Genomic DNA, 19,948 nt, shown 5'->3' on the forward strand with positions numbered 1-19,948 from the left:
AAATGGCATTTGCGTGCATGAAAATTCGCCGCACGCCAAATACTGCTTTTCTTCTTCCTTGAATGTTTTCGCAAAAGCACAGGGGATTGTCAAAGCAAAACATCGATTTTTAGTACAAGATGCCAGATATTCATCATCCACCCTGGTTGATTCTCATTTTTTCGTCTTATAATTGTCCCGCCAACAGTAGAAATAGTTATATTCCTTGCCGGGAAAATCGCCAATTCATCGGCCGCTTCTATTGCACATATCGTTAACAAAATCGCTGCGCTCTTTTTTTACGACAACAAATTCCCTACAATCCCAGCCCAATGTATGCCAATTATTATGGGGATCTCATGGGCACAGCCAAACACAGTAAACTGCTTATTCTTGGTTCTGGACCTGCGGGATACACCGCGGCGGTCTATGCCGCGCGCGCCAACCTGCAGCCGGTGCTGATCACCGGGATGGAAAAAGGCGGTCAGCTGACCACCACGACGGAAGTGGAAAACTGGCCAGGCGATCCGAACGATTTGACCGGTCCGCTGCTGATGGAGCGCATGCACGAACATGCCGCGAAATTTGAAACCGAGATTATTTTCGACCATATCAGCCGCGTCGACCTGCAAAACCGGCCGTTCCGTCTGACCGGCGACAGCGGCGAATACACCTGTGACGCGCTGATTATCGCCACCGGCGCTTCAGCCCGTTACCTGGGTCTGCCTTCCGAAGAAGCCTTCAAGGGCCGCGGCGTTTCTGCGTGCGCCACCTGTGACGGATTCTTCTATCGCAACCAGAAAGTGGCGGTGATCGGCGGCGGCAACACCGCGGTTGAAGAGGCCCTGTATCTGTCGAACATCGCCTCTGAGGTACATCTGATCCACCGTCGCGATTCCTTCCGTGCGGAAAAAATCCTCATCAAACGCCTGATGGACAAAGTGGCAAACGGCAACATCGTGCTGCATACCGATCGCACCCTCGAAGAGGTGACCGGCGACCAGATGGGCGTTAGCGGCCTGCGTCTGCGCGATACCAAAAACAGCGACAACGTCGAGTCCCTGGAAGTAGCCGGTCTGTTTGTCGCCATCGGCCACAGCCCGAACACCGCCATCTTTGAAGGTCAGCTGGAGCTGGAGAACGGCTACATCAAAGTGCAGTCCGGTATCCACGGCAATGCGACCCAGACCAGCATCCCGGGCGTGTTTGCCGCCGGCGATGTCATGGACCATATTTATCGTCAGGCTATCACCTCCGCCGGCACCGGCTGCATGGCGGCGCTGGACGCTGAACGTTACCTCGACGGTCTGGCTGACGCGTGCAAATAATCTTTACAAGTCAGTAACAAAGGTAAAGAAGGCGACGAAAAGTCGCCTTTATTTTTGCCGCGATGTAACATTGCCGTGCCCAATATTCCCATAACGACACCTGCTAAGCGCGCAATGAATAAAACCCGTCAACAAGAGTTAACCCGCTGGTTAAAACAGCAAAGCATTATCTCCCGTCGCTGGTTGATGATTTCCCGCCTCCTCGGCGTGGCGAGCGGTCTGCTGATCGTGGCGCAGGCCTGGTTCCTGGCGCGGATCCTGCACCGGATGGTGATGGAGAATATTCCTGCGACCGCCCTGCTGCTGCCGCTGACCCTGCTGGTGCTGACCTTTGTGCTGCGCGCCTGGGTGGTCTGGCTGCGTGAACGAGTCGGCTTTCAGGCCGGGCAGCATATTCGCTATGAAATTCGCCGCCAGGTGCTCGACCGTCTCCAGCAGGCGGGCCCGGCGTGGATCCAGGGTAAACCTGCCGGCAGCTGGGCGACGCTTATCCTCGAGCAGATCGACGATATGCATGACTATTATGCCCGCTACCTGCCGCAGATGACGCTGGCGGCCTGCGTGCCGCTGCTGATCGTTATCACTATTTTCCCGATCAACTGGGCCGCCGCGCTGATCCTCCTCGGCACCGCGCCGCTGATCCCCCTGTTTATGGCCCTGGTTGGGATGGGCGCCGCCGATGCCAACCGGCGTAACTTCCAGGCGCTGGCCCGCCTCAGCGGCCACTTCCTCGACCGTCTGCGCGGCATGGAAACCTTGCGTATTTTTCACCGCGGTCAGGCCGAAACGGATAATATTCGCGACGCCTCGCAGGACTTTCGCCAACGCACCATGGAAGTCCTGCGCCTGGCGTTCCTCTCCTCCGGAGTACTGGAGTTTTTCACCTCGCTCTCCATTGCGCTGGTAGCGGTTTATTTCGGCTTCTCATACCTGGGCGAACTTAACTTCGGCCACTATGGCGCGGGCGTCACGCTGATGGCGGGCTTCCTGACGCTGATCCTCGCCCCGGAGTTTTTCCAGCCATTACGCGACCTGGGCACTTTCTACCATGCCAAAGCCCAGGCCGTCGGCGCTGCGGACAGTCTGAAAACGTTTATGGAAACCCCGCTGACCCAGGTGGAGCGTGGCGAAAAAACCTTAAATGATAACGATCTGATTGGCGTGGAAGCGCGCGATCTGCTGATTAAATCTCCCGACGGGAAAGTCCTCGCCGGGCCGCTGAATTTTTCACTGCCTGCAGGCGCGCGGGTGGTGCTGGTGGGGCAGAGCGGCTCAGGGAAAAGTTCCCTGCTGAACACCCTGCTCGGCTTTTTGCCCTATGAAGGTTCGCTGACGGTCAACGGCGTGGAGCTGCGCGAGCTGGACGCCGATCGCTGGCGTCGCCTGTTAAGCTGGGTGGGGCAGAATCCCCAGCTTCCTGCCGCCACGCTGCGGGAAAATGTGCTGCTGGCGTGGCCGGAAGCCAGCGATGCCCAGCTTCGGCTGGCGCTGGACAAGGCCTGGGTGAGCGAGTTTATCGCTCTGCTGCCGGATGGGATCCATACCGCCGTGGGCGATCAGGCGGGCCGTCTGTCGGTCGGCCAGGCGCAGCGTATCGCGGTCGCCCGCGCGCTGTTGGTGCCGTGCCGCCTGCTGCTGCTGGATGAACCCGCCGCCAGCCTCGACGCTCATAGCGAACAACGGGTTATGCAGGCGTTGACCCACGCCTCCACCCAGCAAACCACGCTGCTGGTTACCCATCAGCTTGAGGGACTGGCGGACTGGGATGCCGTCTGGGTGATGCAGGACGGACAGATTATCGAACAAGGCGACTACGCCACGCTGGCCCGCGCCGGCGGGGTCTTCTCGGCGCTGTTGGCCCATCGTCAGGAGGAGATTTAAATGCGCGCGCTCTTACCCTATCTGGCACTGTATAAACGCCACAAATGGATGCTGCTGCTCGGCATCGTACTGGCTATTGTGACCCTGCTGGCCAGTATCGGCCTGCTGACGCTCTCCGGCTGGTTTCTCTCCGCCTCTGCGGTGGTGGGCGTCGCCGGGATCTACAGTTTTAACTATATGCTGCCCGCAGCGGGCGTACGCGGCGCAGCGATTATCCGTACCGCCGGACGCTATTTCGAGCGTCTGGTCAGCCACGATGCCACCTTCCGCGTGCTGCAGCACCTGCGCGTCTTCACCTTCAGCAAACTGCTCCCCCTCTCTCCGGCGGGGCTGGCGCGCTTTCGCCAGGGGGAACTGCTCAACCGCGTAGTCGCCGACGTCGACACCCTGGATCATCTCTACCTGCGGGTCATTTCGCCGCTGGTCGGCGCGCTGGTGGTGATTGTGGTGGTGACCTGCGGATTAAGCCTGCTCGACGTTACCCTCGCGCTGACGCTCGGCGGCATCATGCTGGTGACCCTGCTGGTTATGCCGCCGCTGTTCTATCGCGCCGGTAAACCGGCCGGAGAGAGTATGACCCAGCTGCGCGGCCAGTATCGGCAACAGCTTACCGCCTGGCTGCAGGGCCAGGCGGAGCTGATGGTGTTTAACGCCAGCGACCGCTATCGCGCGCAAATGGAAAAAACCGAGCTCAGCTGGCAGGACGCGCAGCGTCGCCAGGCCGAGCTGACCGCGCTTTCACAGGCGCTAATGCTGTTAATCGGCGGAATCGCCGTGGTGGCCATGCTCTGGCTGGCCTCAGACGGCGTCGGCGGCAACAGTCAGCCCGGGGCGCTGATCGCCCTGTTCGTCTTCTGCGCCCTGGCGGCTTTCGAAGCCCTGGCGCCCGTCACCGGCGCTTTCCAGCATTTAGGTCAGGTGATCGCCTCCGCGCTGCGGATCTCGCAGATCACTGACCAGCAGCCGGAAGTCTCCTTCGTTGAGGGCGAGGCCAGCAGGCCTGCGCAGGTGGCCTTAACCTTCAGGCAGGTCACCTTCCGCTACCCGCAGCAGCCCTCCCCCGCCCTGGAGAACATCTCCCTGCAGATTGCCGCCGGGGAACATATCGCTATTCTTGGCCGAACCGGCTGCGGAAAGTCGACGCTGTTGCAGTTGCTCACCCGCGCATGGGATCCGGCGCAGGGAGAGATATTGCTCAACGACCAGCCGCTGTCCGGGCTGAGCGAAGCCACCCTGCGGCAGTCAATGAGCGTGGTGCCGCAGCGCGTGCATCTGTTCAGCGCCACCCTGCGCGACAACCTCCGGCTGGCGGCGCCTGAGGCTGATGACACTCTGCTCTGCGCCACCCTTGAGAAGGTAGGCCTGGAAAAACTGCTGGAAGATGGCGGACTCAACGGCTGGCTGGGCGAAGGCGGACGCCAGCTTTCCGGCGGCGAACTGCGCCGGCTGGCCATCGCCCGCGCGCTGCTCCACGATGCGCCGCTGATGCTGCTGGATGAACCGACAGAAGGTCTGGATGCCGCCACCGAAAGCCAGATCCTGCATCTGCTGGCGGAAGTCATGCGCGAGAAGACCGTGCTGATGGTCACCCACCGCCTGCGAGGCCTGGCGCGTTTTAATCAGATAATAGTCATGGACAACGGCCAGATAATTGAGCAAGGTAGTCACGCGGAGCTGCTCGCTAAACAGGGCCGGTACTTCCAGTTTAAACAGCGTCTGTAGGCTATTATCTAATTTTTGCTGATGCGTATTGAGGTTAAAATGCGTCTGGTTCAGCTCTCCCGGCATTCTATCGCCTTCCCTTCTCCGGAAGGCGCCCTGCGTGAACCTAACGGCCTGCTGGCGCTCGGCGGCGATCTAAGCCCCGCGCGTCTGCTGATGGCCTATCAGCGTGGTATTTTTCCCTGGTTTTCCCCCGGCGACCCGATCCTCTGGTGGTCGCCCGATCCCCGGGCAGTGCTTTGGCCGGAACAGTTCCATCTCAGCCGCAGCATGAAGCGCTTTCATCAGCGCTCCCCCTACCGCGTCACGCTCAATCATGCCTTTGGCGAGGTGATTGAGGGCTGCGCCAGCGATCGTGACGAAGGCACCTGGATAACCAGCAGCATCGTTCGCGCCTATCACCAGCTGCATGAGCTGGGCCATGCCCACTCCATTGAAGTCTGGCAGGAAAATACCCTGGTGGGGGGAATGTACGGCGTGGCGCAGGGGGCGTTGTTTTGCGGCGAGTCGATGTTCAGCCGGGCGGAAAATGCCTCTAAAACCGCGCTGCTGGTATTTTGCCAGGACTTTGCGCAGAGCGGCGGTAAATTAATTGACTGTCAGGTGCTGAACAACCACACCGCGTCATTAGGCGCAGTGGATATTCCCCGCCGCGATTATCTGGACTATCTCTCGGTATTACGCGGCTACCGTCTACCCGAGCGATTTTGGGTACCACGGGTGCTATTTCCGGGCGGATAATAAAATGTTTTCAGCACATTTTGCGTCAGGATGGTATAATTGCGCGGTAGAGTAGCTTCTGCCTGTTGCCCCGCCGCCGTTTGGGAATAATAAGAGTCAGATAACGCCCATCGTTCTGTCACTCCCCTTTACGTTTGCGCCTGTCACGCGGCATGGCCGTGTGTGTCCCGGGCAATGCGCCAAAACTACTTCGGCGATTCATACCCGTCATATTTCCATTGCCGGCGTGCTGACTGCGCGCCTTGCGGTAAGGTGAATGATTCAGGGTAGACACGTAAAACTTTACTTACATGATGAACTTCGGCATTATCTTGCCGGTTCAAAACTACGGTAGTGATACCCCAGAGGACTAGATGGCCAAAGAAGACAATATTGAAATGCAGGGCACCGTACTTGAAACGTTGCCTAACACTATGTTCCGCGTAGAACTGGAAAACGGTCACGTGGTAACCGCGCATATCTCCGGTAAAATGCGTAAAAACTACATCCGCATTCTGACGGGCGACAAAGTGACTGTTGAGCTGACCCCGTACGACCTGAGCAAAGGCCGCATTGTCTTCCGTAGTCGCTGATTGTTTTCGCCACTAAGGCGTCAGATGCTGAAGGCCGGGATAATTCCCGGTCTTTTCATTTCTACCGCCAGCCAGCAAAAAAAAACCGGCCAATGGCCGGTTTTTACATGCAAGATATCGCCTTAGTGGGCGGCTTCCGGTTTGTGCTTCGGCGCGCTCTGGAAGTCGTAAGTCAGCGTATTTTTCGCGCTGTCCAGAGAGACCGTCACCTGCCCCCCGTCGACCAGCGAGCCAAACAGCAGCTCGTTCGCCAGCGGTTTTTTCAGGTTGTCCTGAATGACGCGTCCCATCGGACGTGCCCCCATCGCCCGGTCGTAGCCTTTTTCCGCCAGCCAGTCGCGCGCTTCCTGGCTGACTTCCAGGGAGACGCCTTTCTGATCCAGCTGAACCTGCAGCTCGACGATAAACTTGTCGACAACCTGATGGATCACCGTGGTGGAGAGGTGATCGAACCAGATAATGTTGTCGAGACGGTTACGGAACTCCGGCGTAAAGATCTTCTTGATCTCATCCATTGCATCCGGACTGTTGTCCTGCTGGATAAGGCCAATCGATTTACGCTCGGTTTCCCGCACCCCGGCGTTGGTGGTCATCACCAGCACCACGTTGCGGAAGTCCGCTTTACGTCCGTTGTTATCGGTCAGCGTTCCGTTATCCATCACCTGCAGCAGCAGGTTGAACACGTCCGGATGCGCTTTTTCGATCTCATCGAGCAGCAGCACCGCGTGCGGATGTTTAATCACCGCATCGGTCAGCAGCCCGCCCTGATCGAAGCCGACGTAGCCCGGAGGCGCCCCGATTAAACGGCTGACGGTATGACGTTCCATATATTCGGACATATCAAAACGCAGCAGCTCAATACCCAGCGCCTTCGCCAGCTGCACGGTCACTTCGGTTTTCCCCACCCCGGTCGGCCCGGCGAACAGGAATGAACCCACCGGCTTGTGCTCATGGCCCAGCCCGGCGCGCGCCATTTTGATGGCTTCCGTCAGCGCCTCGATGGCCTTATCCTGACCAAAGACCAGCATTTTCAGTCGATCGCCAAGGTTTTTCAGCGTATCGCGATCGCTGCGGGAGACGCTCTTCTCAGGGATCCGCGCAATGCGCGCCACCACTGACTCGATATCCGCCACATTAACCGTTTTCTTACGCTTGCTGACCGGCATTAAGCGCGCCCGCGCCCCTGCCTCGTCAATCACGTCAATCGCCTTATCCGGCAGATGACGATCGTTAATGTATTTCACCGCCAGCTCAACCGCCGCACGCACCGCCTTGGCGGTATAACGCACATCGTGGTGCGCTTCGTACTTCGGCTTCAGGCCATTGATAATCTGGACGGTCTCTTCCACCGACGGTTCGGTAATATCAATTTTCTGGAAACGGCGGGCCAGCGCACGATCTTTCTCAAAGATGTTGCTGAATTCCTGGTAAGTGGTGGAGCCAATCACCCGGATCTTGCCGCTGGAAAGCAGCGGTTTGATCAGGTTAGCCGCATCGACCTGACCGCCAGACGCCGCCCCCGCACCGATGATGGTGTGGATCTCATCAATGAACAGGATGCTGTTGGTATCCTGCTCCAGCTGTTTGAGCAACGCTTTAAAGCGTTTTTCAAAATCGCCACGGTATTTCGTCCCGGCCAGCAGAGAACCAATATCGAGCGAGTAGATGGTGCAGTCAGCCATGACTTCCGGCACATCGCCCTGCACAATACGCCAGGCAAGGCCTTCGGCGATGGCGGTTTTACCGACGCCGGATTCCCCCACCAGCAGCGGGTTATTTTTACGCCGACGGCACAGAACCTGAATGGCGCGCTCCAGCTCTTTTTCACGGCCGATCAGGGGATCAATGCCGCCGACGCGAGCAAGCTGATTGAGGTTGGTGGTGAAGTTTTCCATACGTTCCTCCCCGCCGGCTTGCTCTTCATTGCCAGGCTGGCTTCCGCTGTTATCGGAAGACTGGCTCGGCTCGTCTTTGCGTGTACCATGAGAAATGAAGTTCACCACATCGAGTCGGCTCACTTCATGTTTACGCAGCAGGTAGGCGGCCTGCGACTCCTGCTCGCTGAAAATCGCCACCAGCACGTTGGCGCCGGTCACTTCGCTGCGGCCAGAAGATTGCACGTGGAAGACGGCGCGCTGCAGCACACGCTGGAAGCTCAGCGTCGGCTGGGTGTCGCGCTCTTCTTCCGTGGCTGGCAGGACGGGTGTGGTTTGTTCGATGAAGGCTTCAAGTTCCTGACGCAATGCCACCAGGTCCACTGAACACGCTTCCAGGGCCTCACGGGCCGAGGGGTTGCTTAGCAGAGCCAGCAGCAAGTGCTCGACGGTCATAAACTCATGACGGTGCTCGCGCGCTCTGGCGAAAGCCATATTTAAACTGAGTTCCAGTTCTTGATTGAGCATAGGCACCTCCCCCAATTTTCATGCCTGTATTCAGGCTTTTTCCAGCGTACACAGCAATGGATGCTCGTTCTCCCTCGCGTACTGATTCACCATAGCGACTTTGGTCTCCGCCACTTCCGCGGTAAACACGCCACAAATCGCCTTACCTTCATAGTGAACCGTGAGCATCAGTTGCGTTGCACGTTCAACATCATAAGAAAAGAATTTTTGTAACACGTCAATAACAAACTCCATTGGAGTGTAGTCATCATTGACCAATATCACTTTATACATAGATGGCGGTTTAATCGCATCACGAACTTCGTCGTCAACCAGGTGCTCGAAGTCCAGCCAATCTCTCTTACTCATCGTCAGTGTTCATCATCGGTTGCTGTTGCCAACAGGCGGAGGCCTGTCGATGACCAGAGGTTATGCTCATCACAAATCTACAACAGATCATAGATAACTATCATCTATCGCTTCTATCCGCGACGGCTGTCACATTCCCCGGCAATAGCGTTAACTGCTTCAAATTTTGACGCATTTTTCGCCGCTCCCCCTCCTCAATCGCTTGACGCGTTTTCGTATTTCTCTAAATTGTAGTGGCGAGAGTTGGCGAGCAATTGAACAACTCGTCACTCCACCACCGGTTCATTCCATCTTACTAATAAAGATTTACGAAGGATGTCGAAGTATGGAAATGGGTACTGTTAAGTGGTTCAACAATGCCAAAGGGTTCGGTTTTATCTGCCCTGAGGGCGGCGGCGAAGACATTTTCGCCCATTACTCCACCATCCAGATGGATGGTTACAGAACGCTAAAAGCCGGACAAGCCGTTCGGTTTGATGTTCACCAGGGGCCAAAAGGCAACCACGCCAGCGTGATCGTCCCTGTGGAAGCGGAAACGGCTGCATAACTCTTTTGCTTCATTGTGTACATCCTGCTAATAAAATGCCAGTCCTTCTGACTGGCATTTTTATTTCTCATCCCGACTACTCCCGCGCCAGGGCATCCACCGGATCGAGCCGCGCCGCATTGCGCGCCGGCAGCCACCCAAACAGCACCCCGGTTAACGTCGAACAGAGAAACGCTGTCACCAGCGCCAGCGGCGAAAAACCGATCTCCCAGCCGGGGAGAAACAGCTGCAGAATAAACGCAATCATCAGCGACAATGTCACCCCCAGCGCGCCGCCGACTAGGCAAACCAGCACCGCTTCGATGAGAAACTGCTGCAGCACATCGCTGGCCCGGGCGCCAACCGCCATGCGGATGCCTATCTCACGCGTTCGTTCAGTCACCGACACCAGCATAATATTCATCACGCCAATCCCGCCGACCACCAGGGCGATCACCGCCACCAATGTGAGGAACAGCTGTAAGGTATGTGTGGTCCTTTCGGCGGTTTTCAAGATGCTGTCCATATTCCATGTGAATACATCTTTTTTACCATGCCGCAGCTCCAGCAAACGCAGCAGCTGTTTTTCAGCGGTGTCGCTGTCATAGCCTTCATGAACGCGGACGGTGATCGAGTTCAGCCACGACTGGCCCATCACCCTTCCCGCCATGGTGGTGTAGGGCAACCAGACGCGGAGAATTTTACTGCTGCCGAACATCGACTGCTTTTCATCCGCAACGCCAATCACCGTGGCCGGCATATTGCCCACCAGAATCACCTCGCCCACCACTTTTGCTTTATTGGGAAACAGCTGGCGACGGGTATTGCTGTCGAGCACCACCACCTGCGCCCGGCTGTTGAGCTGCAGCTCATTAAAGGTATTGCCCTCGCTAAAGGTCATGCCGTAAACATTAAAGTATTGCGGCCCCACCCCTTCCGCGCTGGCGGCTACGTCAATATTGTTGGCGCGCAGACGCAGGCTTTTTGACACCGCCGGCGTAGCGGAACGCACCCACGGCTGTTTCTGGATCGCCAGCAAGTCGTCATACTTCAGCGCCTGTTGATAACGCGGGTCGTCATCGCCAAAATCCTTGCCAGGGTAGACGTCAATGGTATTGGTGCCTATCGCGCGAATATCTGCCAGCACCATTTGTTTGGCGGCATCGCCCACCACGACGATCGACACCACCGAGGCAATCCCAATAATAATGCCGAGCATGGTCAGCAGGGTGCGCATTTTATTCGCCGCCATCGCCCGCCAGGCCATGACCAGCGCCTCGCGAAAGCCGCTGGTGAACTGACGCCACGCCGAGGGCTCCTCCTGCTGACGGGCGCGCAGCCCACCGCCCTGGCGGCTGGCGGAGGGGTTGCGGACGATTTCGCCATCGCGGATCTCGACGATCCGCTCCGCCTGAGCAGCGACCTGCGGATCGTGAGTGACAATGATGACCGTGTGCCCCTGCGCTTTCAGCTGGTGCAGGATCGCCATCACCTCTTCGCCGGAATGGCTGTCCAGCGCGCCGGTCGGCTCATCGGCGAGGATCACTTCCCCACCGTTCATCAGGGCGCGGGCGATACTGACCCGCTGCTGTTGGCCGCCGGACAGCTGCGACGGCTGATAGTCGGCGCGATCGCCAAGCCCCAGGCGCGCCAGCAGCTCATGAGCGCGCGCCAGGCGCGCCCGCCGTTCACTACCGGCATACACCGCCGGCACTTCGACGTTCTGCGCGGCGGTCAGATGCGACAGCAGGTGATAGCGTTGAAAGATAAAACCAAAGTGTTCCCGCCGCAGACGGGCCAGCGCATCGCCATCCAGCTGTGCAATATCGGTTCCCGCCACCCGATAGGTGCCGCTGGTGGGTTTATCAAGGCAGCCAAGGATGTTCATCAGCGTTGATTTACCCGAGCCGGAGGCGCCCACGATCGCCACCATCTCCCCGGCATGGATACTGAGGGTGATCCCCTTGAGGACCTCAACGCTGCCGTCGCCGGAAGGATAGCTGCGACGAATATCACGCAGCTCGAGCAGGGCCGTCATTTTGCCGCCCCGCTCGCGCTCTCGCCGACGATCACCTCATCCCCCTCTTCAAGTCCCTGTACCACCGCGACGTCGGTATCATTGCGCGCGCCAATGACAATCTCACGCTCTTTGACCTCGCCGGTACGCAACAGCCGGACGTGGTAGCGGTTATCACCGACCGCATCGCCCAGGGCGCTCAGCGGGATGGTGATCACGTTCTTCACCTCGGCCAGTTGAATATGCACCTGCGCGGTCATGTCGAGGCGCAGGATCCCCTGCGGGTTCGGGACCTCGAAGCGGGCATAATAGAAGATGGCGTCGTTGACTTTTTCCGGCGTCGGCAGAATGTCCTTCAGCTTGCCTTCATAGCGGGTTAACGGGTCGCCCAGCACGGTAAACCACGCCTTTTGCCCCGGTCTGAGATGGATGACATCCGCTTCGGAGACCTGCGCTTTAACCAGCATGGTGCTAAGGTCCGCCAGGGTCAGAATGTTCGGCGCCTGCTGGGCAGCGATCACCGTCTGTCCCTGCAAGGTGGTAATTTGCGTCACTTCGCCAGCCATCGGCGCCAGGATCCGCGTGTAGTCGAGGTTGGTCTTCGCGGTGTCGAGCGTCGCCTGGTTGCGCTTAATTTGCGCTTCAATGGTGCCGATTTGCGCCTGTTTCACCGCCAGGTCGGTGGCCGCGGTATCGAGGTCCTGTCGCGAGACCAGCTGGCGCTGCGCCAGCTGCTGCTGACGGGCCAGGGTCACCTGCGCCAGCTTACTCTCCGCGCGCGCCTGATTGAGCTGGGCGCGCAGCTCCATCAACGTCGCTTCCACCTCTTTGATCTGGTTTTGCGCCTGCTCAGGATCGATAACCCCCAGCAGTTGGTCCTTTTTGACCTTATCGCCGATATTCACGTGCAGCGTCTTCAGCTGTCCGCTGACCTGGGCGCCGACGTCAACTTTTCGCAAGGCATCCAGCTTGCCGGTAGCCAGCACGCTCTGCTGAAGGTCGCCTTTGCGCACCACCAGTGTCTGGTAGTGCGGCAGCGGCGCGTTGAGGATCCGCCATCCCCAGACAGCCAGACCCAGCACCACGATCGCCAACAGCCACCAGACGGTCCTGCGTTTTCCCTTCACTTTCATATTCCGATTCCTGCTGTTTCCCTGCCGATCCAGGCGGTGATTCTATCGAAACCCGTTGGCAACAGAACATCCATTTTTCGCGCCAATGACGTTTTGTTTAGCTGCCGGAGAGCTTTGCGCCGCCGAGCCCCCGACGGCGAAGAGATTAATCGGCGCGACCGCGGGCCAGCCACAGTACCCGCGAGAACATTTTTTTCAGCAGCGTCGGCACTGCGTCCACCCCACGGCGGCCGGCTTCCATTGCCACCTCAATCGCCAGGTCCGGCTTGGATGAACGATGAATGGCCTTGGTGATCACCCGCCGCATATTCATGGGCACATTATCCGGGATCTGCGCCACCCGGTGGTAAACGTCATCAAATCCCTGACGATACATAAAGTGTTCCATATCCAGCGCCGGCAGAGTGGTCAGATGGTCGCGCTCCAGCTCGCGATCGTTATTCAGCAGGCCGCGTACGGTCGCGGCATATTTTTTCCCTGCCTCATCGCCGTCCACCAGCACGTGCCACTGGATCCCCATCCGGCGGGCGAATTTGATCAACGGCTTCAGGCCCGACTGGGCGAATTCAATGACTTTCACCCCTTCAGCATCAAAATGATGGCCGCACTGGCGGGCCAGTTCGTTGATAACCCAGGTTTCCGTCTCCCCCTCCACCAGCAGCCAACAGCGGGCGAAGAGCGATGAGGCGCGATTGAAGCGGATATGAAAGGCAATGCGCCGACTCTCTTCGGCATTCATTCCGCCGGGCCCCAGCCGCCATGCCGACACCCGCGCCGATTCACGCACCAGCCGACACACCTGCTCCACCGGCGTCAGGGACAGCAGCTCTCCGGAGTTGGTGGTGGTCACCCGCTGCAACGGCAGCAAATTCAGCAGATGCCAGGCGACGGAGAGCATGATCGGATGCAGGCGGGTCTCGGGATCTTCAATCAACAGCAGCGGCCGCGCGTCGCGATCGAGGCGCACCGTCCCTTTCGCCTGCAGCAGGGTGGCGAACAGCCCCAGCAGGATCACCCGATGGCTTCGCCCGCCGGGCTTGTCGATCATCCGGTTGATAATATCCAGATAACGCCAGCTACGCTGTTCATCATGGGAACGCCGCCGCATCAGGCGATGTCGCGTCTGGGCGCTGCTTTGCTCGGCAAAATAATGCTCCAGCAGCTGCACCATGGCCGACAACCCCTCGCGGATCTGACCGTCGGATAAATTTTGCGGGTGGCTGACCAGTTCGCGGGACAGAAAATCCAGCTGGCGGGCGGTGATCTCTATCTGCGGCGAGTGCGGTACCGTTCCGTTATGAATGCGCCGCATAAAGCGCGCGTCGCGCAGACGCAGCACCGGCATCAAACGCACCAGGTGTCTGGCCAGCTCATCGATATCCTCCAGCGCCAGCGCTTCGCCTTCGCCATCGATAAAACTGCGCAGGGTCATCACGCTTTCATCATCGGCGAGTTCGCCTTCCAGGCGGTAGAACACCCGGTGATACCCGTCATCACAGGGCACCCAACAGCGCTGAAGCGGACGGAAACGCCGCACCCGATGGCGTCCAGGCTCCGTTTCGCGGAAGGTCAGAATAATATGCAAATGGTGCTCGCGCCCCTGGATGTCGCCCGCGGGGAACCAAAAGTCATCGCGAACAAAGTGATAAAGATCGAACTCTGGCGACAAAAGCAGGGTCAGCGCATCAAGCAGACTGGACTTCCCCCACGCGTTCTCCCCGATCAGGACGTTATTTTGCTCGAGCATCAACGACAGACGATTGATACCGCGAAAACCGACGATTTCTACGCGCTCAAGAAGCATGTCCCCTCCGCTACACCACCACTCTCCTTCAGTAATCAACAGTATAGCGAGGGCGGCGGCAAGATGACACTCCGCTTAGTCACCTCGCGCATCCTATTCAGGAGGTTAAATATATTCATAAAATTACACACTTACCGCCTATTAACCGCTGTTGATTATTCATCAAACAAAATAGTTTTATTTCAGACGTTATGTTCTACACTATTGATAATCTTGGATGGATATAGGAATAGTTAAACTGGCAAACGCAATCCCTTCACCTTGCCCTAAATCAAATAATATCAATATATTTAACTGGCTCTGGGATGGCGATTATCTCTAGAATAACGCCGCTTTATTTTTATCGTCGTCCCTTATCACGATAAATAAAGAACGGCACGGTCCGCTCGTGCGCGTAAACATTTATATTGAGGTGGTTATGTTCAGAAAATTAGCAGCCGAATGCTTCGGCACCTTCTGGCTTGTATTTGGCGGCTGCGGTAGCGCCGTCCTTGCCGCAGCATTTCCCGAGCTGGGTATCGGTTTTGCCGGCGTGGCGCTGGCATTTGGTTTAACCGTATTAACCATGGCGTATGCGGTTGGCCATATTTCCGGCGGTCATTTCAACCCGGCGGTGACCTTAGGCCTGTGGGCCGGCGGTCGTTTCCCGGCGAAAGAGGTCATTGGCTATATTATCGCCCAGGTGGTCGGCGGAATTATTGCCGCCGCGGTGCTGTACGTAGTGGCCAGCGGTAAAGCCGGCTTTGATGCCGCCGCCAGCGGTTTTGCCTCCAACGGCTATGGCGAACACTCCCCGGGCGGCTTCTCTATGCTGTCGGCTATCGTTATTGAAATCGTACTGACCTGCGGCTTCCTGCTGGTTATCCATGGCGCTACCGACAAACACGCGCCTGCGGGCTTCGCGCCGATCGCTATCGGCCTGGCGCTGACCCTCATCCATTTGATCAGCATTCCGGTCACCAACACCTCGGTCAACCCGGCGCGCAGCACCGCGGTGGCGATTTTCCAGGGCGGTTGGGCGCTGCAGCAGCTGTGGCTGTTCTGGGTCATGCCGATCGTCGGCGGGATCCTCGGCGGCGTGCTGTACCGCACTCTGCTGGAAAAACGCGATTAATCTTTTCTAAAGCCCGGGTCCCCGGGCTTTTTCTTTCTGGCGACAGCTTTACTCGGCCCGGCTATTTGGATAGTGTCATGAGCGCTATTCTCATCATGCAAGGGTTGCATCGTTCATGTTCTCGGGACTGTTCATCATTCTGTTGCCGCTGGTCGTCGGCTATTTACTGCCTCTTCGTCACTCCTCCGCGTTAAAACTGATTAACCGGATGCTGAGCTGGATTGTCTATGTGATCCTCTTTTTTATGGGTATCAGCCTGGCGTTTCTCGACAATCTGGCCAGCAATCTGCTGGCGATATTGCATTACGCCGCGGTGAGCGTGGTCATCATTTTACTGTGTAATATTACCGCTCTGCTGTGGCTGGAAAGAAAAATGCCCTGGCGCAGTCTGCATCGTCAGGAGAAATTACCCTCGCGCCTGGCCATGGCCCTGGAATCACTCCAGCTGTGCGGTGTGGTGGTGCTCGGTTTCTTGCTTGGCCTGACCGGCCTGTCTTTTTTACAACACGCCACCGAAGCCAGCGAATATACGCTGATCTTTCTCCTGTTCCTCGTCGGTATTCAATTACGCAATAATGGAATGAGTCTGCGACAAATAGTCCTCAACCGGCGGGGAATGATCGTCGCCGTGGTGGTCACGGCCAGTTCATTACTCGGCGGCATCCTCAACGCCTTTATTCTGGATTTGCCGCTAAAGACCGGTCTGGCGATGGCCAGCGGCTTCGGCTGGTATTCACTCTCCGGTATTTTACTGACCGAATCCTTTGGCCCGGTGATCGGCAGCGCGGCGTTCTTTAACGACCTGTGCCGCGAGCTGCTGGCCATCATGTTAATTCCGGGCCTGATTCGCCGTAGCCGCTCCACGGCGCTGGGGCTGTGCGGCGCCACCTCCATGGACTTCACCTTACCGGTGCTGCAGCGTTCCGGCGGCGTGGAGATCGTCCCTGCCGCCATCGTGCACGGTTTTCTGCTGAGCCTGCTGGTCCCGATCCTGATCGCCTTTTTTGCCGCCTGAGCAGGCGCTGGCGGCAGACTTCCTGCCGCCAATTTTGCGCTAAATCAATCTCCCTTTAAGTTGTATCAGAAATACCTTTTCTCCTCACGCGCTCGGGCATAACCTTAAACATGTATATCAAATATAACTTTAAAGGTGTGACCATGTTTTGTGTGCAATGTGAACAAACCATTCGTACCCCGGCCGGCAACGGCTGCTCTTACGCGCAGGGGATGTGCGGTAAAACAGCGGAAACCTCCGATCTGCAGGATCTGCTGATTGCGTCACTGCAAGGCCTCTCCGCCTGGGCGCTCAAGGCCCGCGAATATGGCATTATCGACCACGACGTCGATAGCTTTGCGCCGCGCGCTTTTTTCTCTACGCTGACTAACGTTAACTTCGACTCCCCGCGTATCGTTGGCTATGCGCGCCAGGCTATCGCCATGCGTGAAGCGCTTAAAGCGCAGTGCCTGAACATTGATGCCCACGCGACGGTTAACAATCCGATGGCCGCTCTGCAACTGGCTAGCGACGATCTGGGCGACCTGCAGCGTCAGGCGGCGGAATTTACCCCGAACAAAGACAAAGCGGCCATCGGCGACAACATTCTCGGCCTGCGCCTGCTGTGCCTGTACGGCCTGAAAGGCGCTGCGGCTTATATGGAACACGCGCACGTTCTCGGCCAGTACGACAACGACATCTACGCCCAGTACCATAAAATCATGGCATGGCTGGGTACCTGGCCTGCCGATATGAACGCGCTGCTGGAGTGCTCAATGGAGATCGGCCAGATGAACTTCAAAGTCATGAGCATTCTGGACGCCGGTGAGACCAGCAAATACGGTCATCCGACCCCAACCCAGGTCAACGTTAAAGCGACCGAGGGCAAGTGCATCCTGATCTCCGGCCATGACCTGAAAGATCTCTATAACCTGCTGGAGCAGACCGAAGGCACCGGCGTTAACGTCTATACCCACGGGGAAATGCTGCCGGCGCACGGCTATCCGGAGCTGCGTAAATTCAAACACCTGATTGGGAACTACGGCAGCGGCTGGCAGAACCAGCAGGTGGAGTTCGCCCGCTTCCCGGGCCCCATCGTCATGACCTCTAACTGCATCATCGACCCCACCGTCGGCGCCTACGACGATCGTATCTGGACCCGCAGCATCGTCGGCTGGCCGGGCGTGAACCACCTGGAAGGTGAAGACTTCGCGCCGGTTATCGCCCAGGCGCAGCAGATGGCTGGCTTCCCGTACAGCGAAATCCCGCATCTGATCACCGTCGGCTTTGGCCGTCAGACCCTGCTCGGCGCGGCGGACACACTGATCGATCTGGTCAGCCGGGAAAAACTGCGTCACATTTTCCTCGTCGGCGGCTGCGATGGCGCCCGCGGGGAACGTAACTATTTCACCGATTTCGCCACCAGCGTGCCGGACGACTGCCTGATCCTGACCCTGGCCTGCGGTAAATACCGCTTCAACAAGCTGGACTTCGGCGATATCGAAGGCCTGCCGCGTCTGGTCGATGCCGGTCAGTGCAACGATGCCTACTCGGCGATTATTCTGGCGGTCACGCTGGCGGAAAAACTGGGCTGCGGCGTCAACGATCTGCCGCTGTCGCTGGTGCTCTCCTGGTTCGAGCAGAAAGCGATCGTCATCCTGCTGACGCTGCTGTCTCTCGGCGTGAAAAACATTGTCACCGGCCCGACGGCGCCTGGCTTCTTCACTCCGGATCTGCTGGCTATCCTCAATGAGAAGTTTGGTCTGCGTTCCGTGACCGCCGTGGAACAAGATATGCAGCAGCTGCTGAGCGCGTAAGGAGTCCCTGATGACCATGCCAACCTCACAATGCCCGTGGCGAATGCAGGTGCATCACATCCATCAGGAAACGCCGGATGTGTGGACCGTTTCATTGCTCTGCCATGACTATTATCCGTACCGTGCCGGGCAGTACGCCCTGGTCAGCGTGCGTCATTCGGCAGAGACCCTGCGCGCTTACACTATTTCGTCCACGCCGGGCGTCAGCGAATATATTACGTTGACCGTTCGCCGTATTGACGATGGCGCGGGCTCACAGTGGCTCACCCGCGACGTAAAGCGCGGCGACTATATCTGGCTGTCCGACGCGATGGGGGATTTCACCTGCGAGGATAAAGCGGATGATAAGTTCCTGCTGCTGGCCGCTGGCTGCGGCGTCACGCCGATCATGTCGATGCGCCGCTGGCTGGCGAAGTACCGTCCGCAGGCCGACGTGCAGGTGATCTATAGCGTTCGTTCGCCGGAGGATGTGATCTTTGCCGAAGAGTGGCGCAACTATCCGGTTACCCTGGTGGCGGAGCACCACGCGACGCACGGTTTTGTCGCCGGCCGTCTGACCCCGGAACTACTGCAGAGCGTGCCGGATATCGCCAGCCGCACCGTGATGACCTGCGGGCCAGCGCCGTATATGGAGAAAGTTGAACAGGACGTTGCCGCCCTGGGTGTTACCCGCTTCTTTAAGGAGAAGTTCTTCACCCCGGTGGCGGAGGCCGCCACCAGCGGGCTGAAATTCACCAAACTGCAGCCGGCGCGAGAATTTTACGCGCCGGTGGGCACCACCCTGCTCGATGCGCTGGAGAGCAATCAGGTGCCGGTGACCGTCGCCTGCCGCGCCGGCGTCTGCGGCTGCTGCAAAACCAGAGTCGTTTCCGGGGAGTATAGCGTCACCAGCACCATGACGCTGACCGACGGCGAAATCGCCGACGGCTATGTGCTGGCCTGCTCCTGTCACCCGCTGGGCGATCTGGTTCTGGCCTGACCTTAAAAGGCCGGATGGCGCTATGCTTATCCGGCCTCTGTTTCTGCTTTACGTCGTACGCAGTTGTTCCGCCTTTCGGCGCATGGCTATCGCCAGGCCGACTGACCGGCCAGCGAGTAACGCCCGGCGCCCAAAAGCGCTATCGCCAGCGCGCCAACAAAAAAATAGACCAGATTCTCGATCGCCCACGCGCCCACCGCATCAAGCGCAAACGTCTTGCCGAGACCGACCATCAGCCACGCCACTACCATGGTGAAAGCCAACACCAGCGCCGCTGGGCGCGTCAGGATGCCGACAATCAACAAACAGGGGGCAACCACTTCCCCCACCAGCACACCGTAGGCGATAAACCCCGGCCACCCCTTCGCCACCAGCATCCCGCTAATGCCGTCCACGCCATCCAGCAGCTTGTGCAAACCGTGAAACAGCATTAACCCGCCGACGGCGAGTCGTAACAAGAGTTTACCGGCATCTTCATGCGACAGCGTTCTGTTTACTGTGTTTAACAATCCCTTAACCATTTGATGTGCTTCCTGTTTTACACCCTGTGAGACCCCAGAGTATGCCCAATACTTCAGCAATAAAACCAGC

General features: G+C 58.0%; 16 protein-coding genes. 10 read left to right on the top strand and 6 right to left on the bottom strand.

Translation table 11 applies throughout. From position 1 onward, the window contains the following. The first annotated feature begins 338 nt into the window (after positions 1-338). The 5 genes from trxB to infA all read left to right on the top strand — a co-directional run bounded on the left by trxB (position 339) and on the right by infA (position 6,223). Entirely contained in the window at positions 339-1,307 is a 969-nt protein-coding gene (gene trxB, locus ABLV04_RS01530) for a thioredoxin-disulfide reductase (RefSeq protein ID WP_048334585.1), read from the top strand. Positions 1,308-1,421: 114 nt separating this feature from the next. After that, the gene (gene cydD / locus ABLV04_RS01535; RefSeq protein ID WP_348815274.1) at positions 1,422-3,188 is read left to right on the top strand and encodes a cysteine/glutathione ABC transporter permease/ATP-binding protein CydD; all 1,767 of its coding nucleotides are present in this window, start codon (positions 1,422-1,424) and stop codon (positions 3,186-3,188) included. Continuing rightward, positions 3,189-4,910 (top strand): cysteine/glutathione ABC transporter ATP-binding protein/permease CydC, encoded by a 1,722-nt coding sequence (cydC, locus tag ABLV04_RS01540; RefSeq protein ID WP_023289007.1) that lies wholly within the window; start codon positions 3,189-3,191, stop codon positions 4,908-4,910. A 39-nt stretch (positions 4,911-4,949) separates the two neighbouring features. Continuing rightward, on the top strand, positions 4,950-5,651 hold the full coding sequence (aat, locus tag ABLV04_RS01545) for a leucyl/phenylalanyl-tRNA--protein transferase (RefSeq protein WP_023289006.1): 702 nt from the start codon (positions 4,950-4,952) through the stop codon (positions 5,649-5,651). Positions 5,652-6,004: 353 nt separating this feature from the next. Beyond that, positions 6,005-6,223 carry a translation initiation factor IF-1 gene (gene infA / locus ABLV04_RS01550; RefSeq protein WP_001040187.1) on the top strand — a complete coding sequence of 73 codons (219 nt, stop codon included), beginning with the start codon at positions 6,005-6,007 and terminating at the stop codon, positions 6,221-6,223. A 122-nt stretch (positions 6,224-6,345) separates the two neighbouring features. Here the strand turns inward: infA and clpA are convergent, their stop codons facing one another. Together clpA and clpS are read right to left on the bottom strand one after the other, a co-directional pair. Next, entirely contained in the window at positions 6,346-8,625 is a 2,280-nt protein-coding gene (gene clpA / locus ABLV04_RS01555; protein ID WP_004201360.1) for an ATP-dependent Clp protease ATP-binding subunit ClpA, read from the bottom strand. A gap of 30 nt (positions 8,626-8,655) precedes the next feature. Beyond that, positions 8,656-8,973, bottom strand: coding sequence for an ATP-dependent Clp protease adapter ClpS (clpS, locus tag ABLV04_RS01560; protein WP_002896520.1), 318 nt, complete (start codon positions 8,971-8,973; stop codon positions 8,656-8,658). A 325-nt stretch (positions 8,974-9,298) separates the two neighbouring features. On the opposite strand from clpS, the gene cspD reads away from it, so the two are divergent. Beyond that, positions 9,299-9,520, top strand: coding sequence for a cold shock-like protein CspD (gene cspD / locus ABLV04_RS01565; protein WP_002896516.1), 222 nt, complete (start codon positions 9,299-9,301; stop codon positions 9,518-9,520). A 76-nt stretch (positions 9,521-9,596) separates the two neighbouring features. On the opposite strand, the gene macB is transcribed toward cspD, so the two are convergent. From macB to ABLV04_RS01580, 3 genes are all read right to left on the bottom strand, one after another. After that, positions 9,597-11,537, bottom strand: a complete 1,941-nt coding sequence (gene macB / locus ABLV04_RS01570) for a macrolide ABC transporter ATP-binding protein/permease MacB (RefSeq protein ID WP_044521907.1) — start codon at positions 11,535-11,537, stop codon at positions 9,597-9,599. Beyond that, positions 11,534-12,649 carry a macrolide transporter subunit MacA gene (gene macA, locus ABLV04_RS01575; RefSeq protein WP_004201357.1) on the bottom strand — a complete coding sequence of 372 codons (1,116 nt, stop codon included), beginning with the start codon at positions 12,647-12,649 and terminating at the stop codon, positions 11,534-11,536. Before macA ends, macB begins: the two co-directional genes overlap by 4 nt. A 145-nt stretch (positions 12,650-12,794) precedes the next feature. Continuing rightward, on the bottom strand, positions 12,795-14,453 hold the full coding sequence (locus tag ABLV04_RS01580) for an ATP-dependent endonuclease (protein ID WP_147733849.1): 1,659 nt from the start codon (positions 14,451-14,453) through the stop codon (positions 12,795-12,797). A gap of 418 nt (positions 14,454-14,871) precedes the next feature. Between ABLV04_RS01580 and aqpZ the strand changes: the two genes are divergently transcribed. From aqpZ to hcr, 4 genes are all read left to right on the top strand, one after another. Next, positions 14,872-15,567 carry an aquaporin Z gene (gene aqpZ / locus ABLV04_RS01585; RefSeq protein WP_004201355.1) on the top strand — a complete coding sequence of 232 codons (696 nt, stop codon included), beginning with the start codon at positions 14,872-14,874 and terminating at the stop codon, positions 15,565-15,567. 115 nt (positions 15,568-15,682) lie between these two features. Then, positions 15,683-16,582: a lysine exporter LysO family protein gene (locus ABLV04_RS01590; RefSeq protein WP_023289001.1), complete on the top strand. Its 900-nt coding sequence runs from the start codon at positions 15,683-15,685 to the stop codon at positions 16,580-16,582. A gap of 143 nt (positions 16,583-16,725) precedes the next feature. Further along, positions 16,726-18,378, top strand: coding sequence for a hydroxylamine reductase (hcp, locus tag ABLV04_RS01595; RefSeq protein ID WP_180265790.1), 1,653 nt, complete (start codon positions 16,726-16,728; stop codon positions 18,376-18,378). 10 nt (positions 18,379-18,388) lie between these two features. Further along, on the top strand, positions 18,389-19,357 hold the full coding sequence (gene hcr, locus ABLV04_RS01600) for an NADH oxidoreductase (RefSeq protein ID WP_032455254.1): 969 nt from the start codon (positions 18,389-18,391) through the stop codon (positions 19,355-19,357). An 86-nt stretch (positions 19,358-19,443) separates the two neighbouring features. Here hcr and ABLV04_RS01605 read toward each other — a convergent pair whose 3' ends face one another. Next, entirely contained in the window at positions 19,444-19,878 is a 435-nt protein-coding gene (locus ABLV04_RS01605) for a DoxX family protein (RefSeq protein WP_147733851.1), read from the bottom strand. Positions 19,879-19,948 lie beyond the last annotated feature (70 nt).

The sequence above is a fragment of the Klebsiella sp. JN_Kp127 genome, from assembly GCF_040062505.1.
Lineage (GTDB): Bacteria > Pseudomonadota > Gammaproteobacteria > Enterobacterales > Enterobacteriaceae > Klebsiella > Klebsiella quasipneumoniae.

Coding starts and splice junctions, on each gene's coding strand:
- clpA (WP_004201360.1), bottom strand. CDS start 8,625: ATGCTCAATCAAGAACTGGAACTCAGTTTAAATATGGCTTTCGCCAGA.
- ABLV04_RS01605 (WP_147733851.1), bottom strand. CDS start 19,878: ATGGTTAAGGGATTGTTAAACACAGTAAACAGAACGCTGTCGCATGAA.
- aqpZ (WP_004201355.1), top strand. CDS start 14,872: ATGTTCAGAAAATTAGCAGCCGAATGCTTCGGCACCTTCTGGCTTGTA.
- ABLV04_RS01590 (WP_023289001.1), top strand. CDS start 15,683: ATGTTCTCGGGACTGTTCATCATTCTGTTGCCGCTGGTCGTCGGCTAT.
- cspD (WP_002896516.1), top strand. CDS start 9,299: ATGGAAATGGGTACTGTTAAGTGGTTCAACAATGCCAAAGGGTTCGGT.
- macA (WP_004201357.1), bottom strand. CDS start 12,649: ATGAAAGTGAAGGGAAAACGCAGGACCGTCTGGTGGCTGTTGGCGATC.
- ABLV04_RS01580 (WP_147733849.1), bottom strand. CDS start 14,453: ATGCTTCTTGAGCGCGTAGAAATCGTCGGTTTTCGCGGTATCAATCGT.
- trxB (WP_048334585.1), top strand. CDS start 339: ATGGGCACAGCCAAACACAGTAAACTGCTTATTCTTGGTTCTGGACCT.
- hcr (WP_032455254.1), top strand. CDS start 18,389: ATGACCATGCCAACCTCACAATGCCCGTGGCGAATGCAGGTGCATCAC.
- aat (WP_023289006.1), top strand. CDS start 4,950: ATGCGTCTGGTTCAGCTCTCCCGGCATTCTATCGCCTTCCCTTCTCCG.
- cydC (WP_023289007.1), top strand. CDS start 3,189: ATGCGCGCGCTCTTACCCTATCTGGCACTGTATAAACGCCACAAATGG.
- cydD (WP_348815274.1), top strand. CDS start 1,422: ATGAATAAAACCCGTCAACAAGAGTTAACCCGCTGGTTAAAACAGCAA.
- infA (WP_001040187.1), top strand. CDS start 6,005: ATGGCCAAAGAAGACAATATTGAAATGCAGGGCACCGTACTTGAAACG.
- hcp (WP_180265790.1), top strand. CDS start 16,726: ATGTTTTGTGTGCAATGTGAACAAACCATTCGTACCCCGGCCGGCAAC.
- clpS (WP_002896520.1), bottom strand. CDS start 8,973: ATGAGTAAGAGAGATTGGCTGGACTTCGAGCACCTGGTTGACGACGAA.
- macB (WP_044521907.1), bottom strand. CDS start 11,537: ATGACGGCCCTGCTCGAGCTGCGTGATATTCGTCGCAGCTATCCTTCC.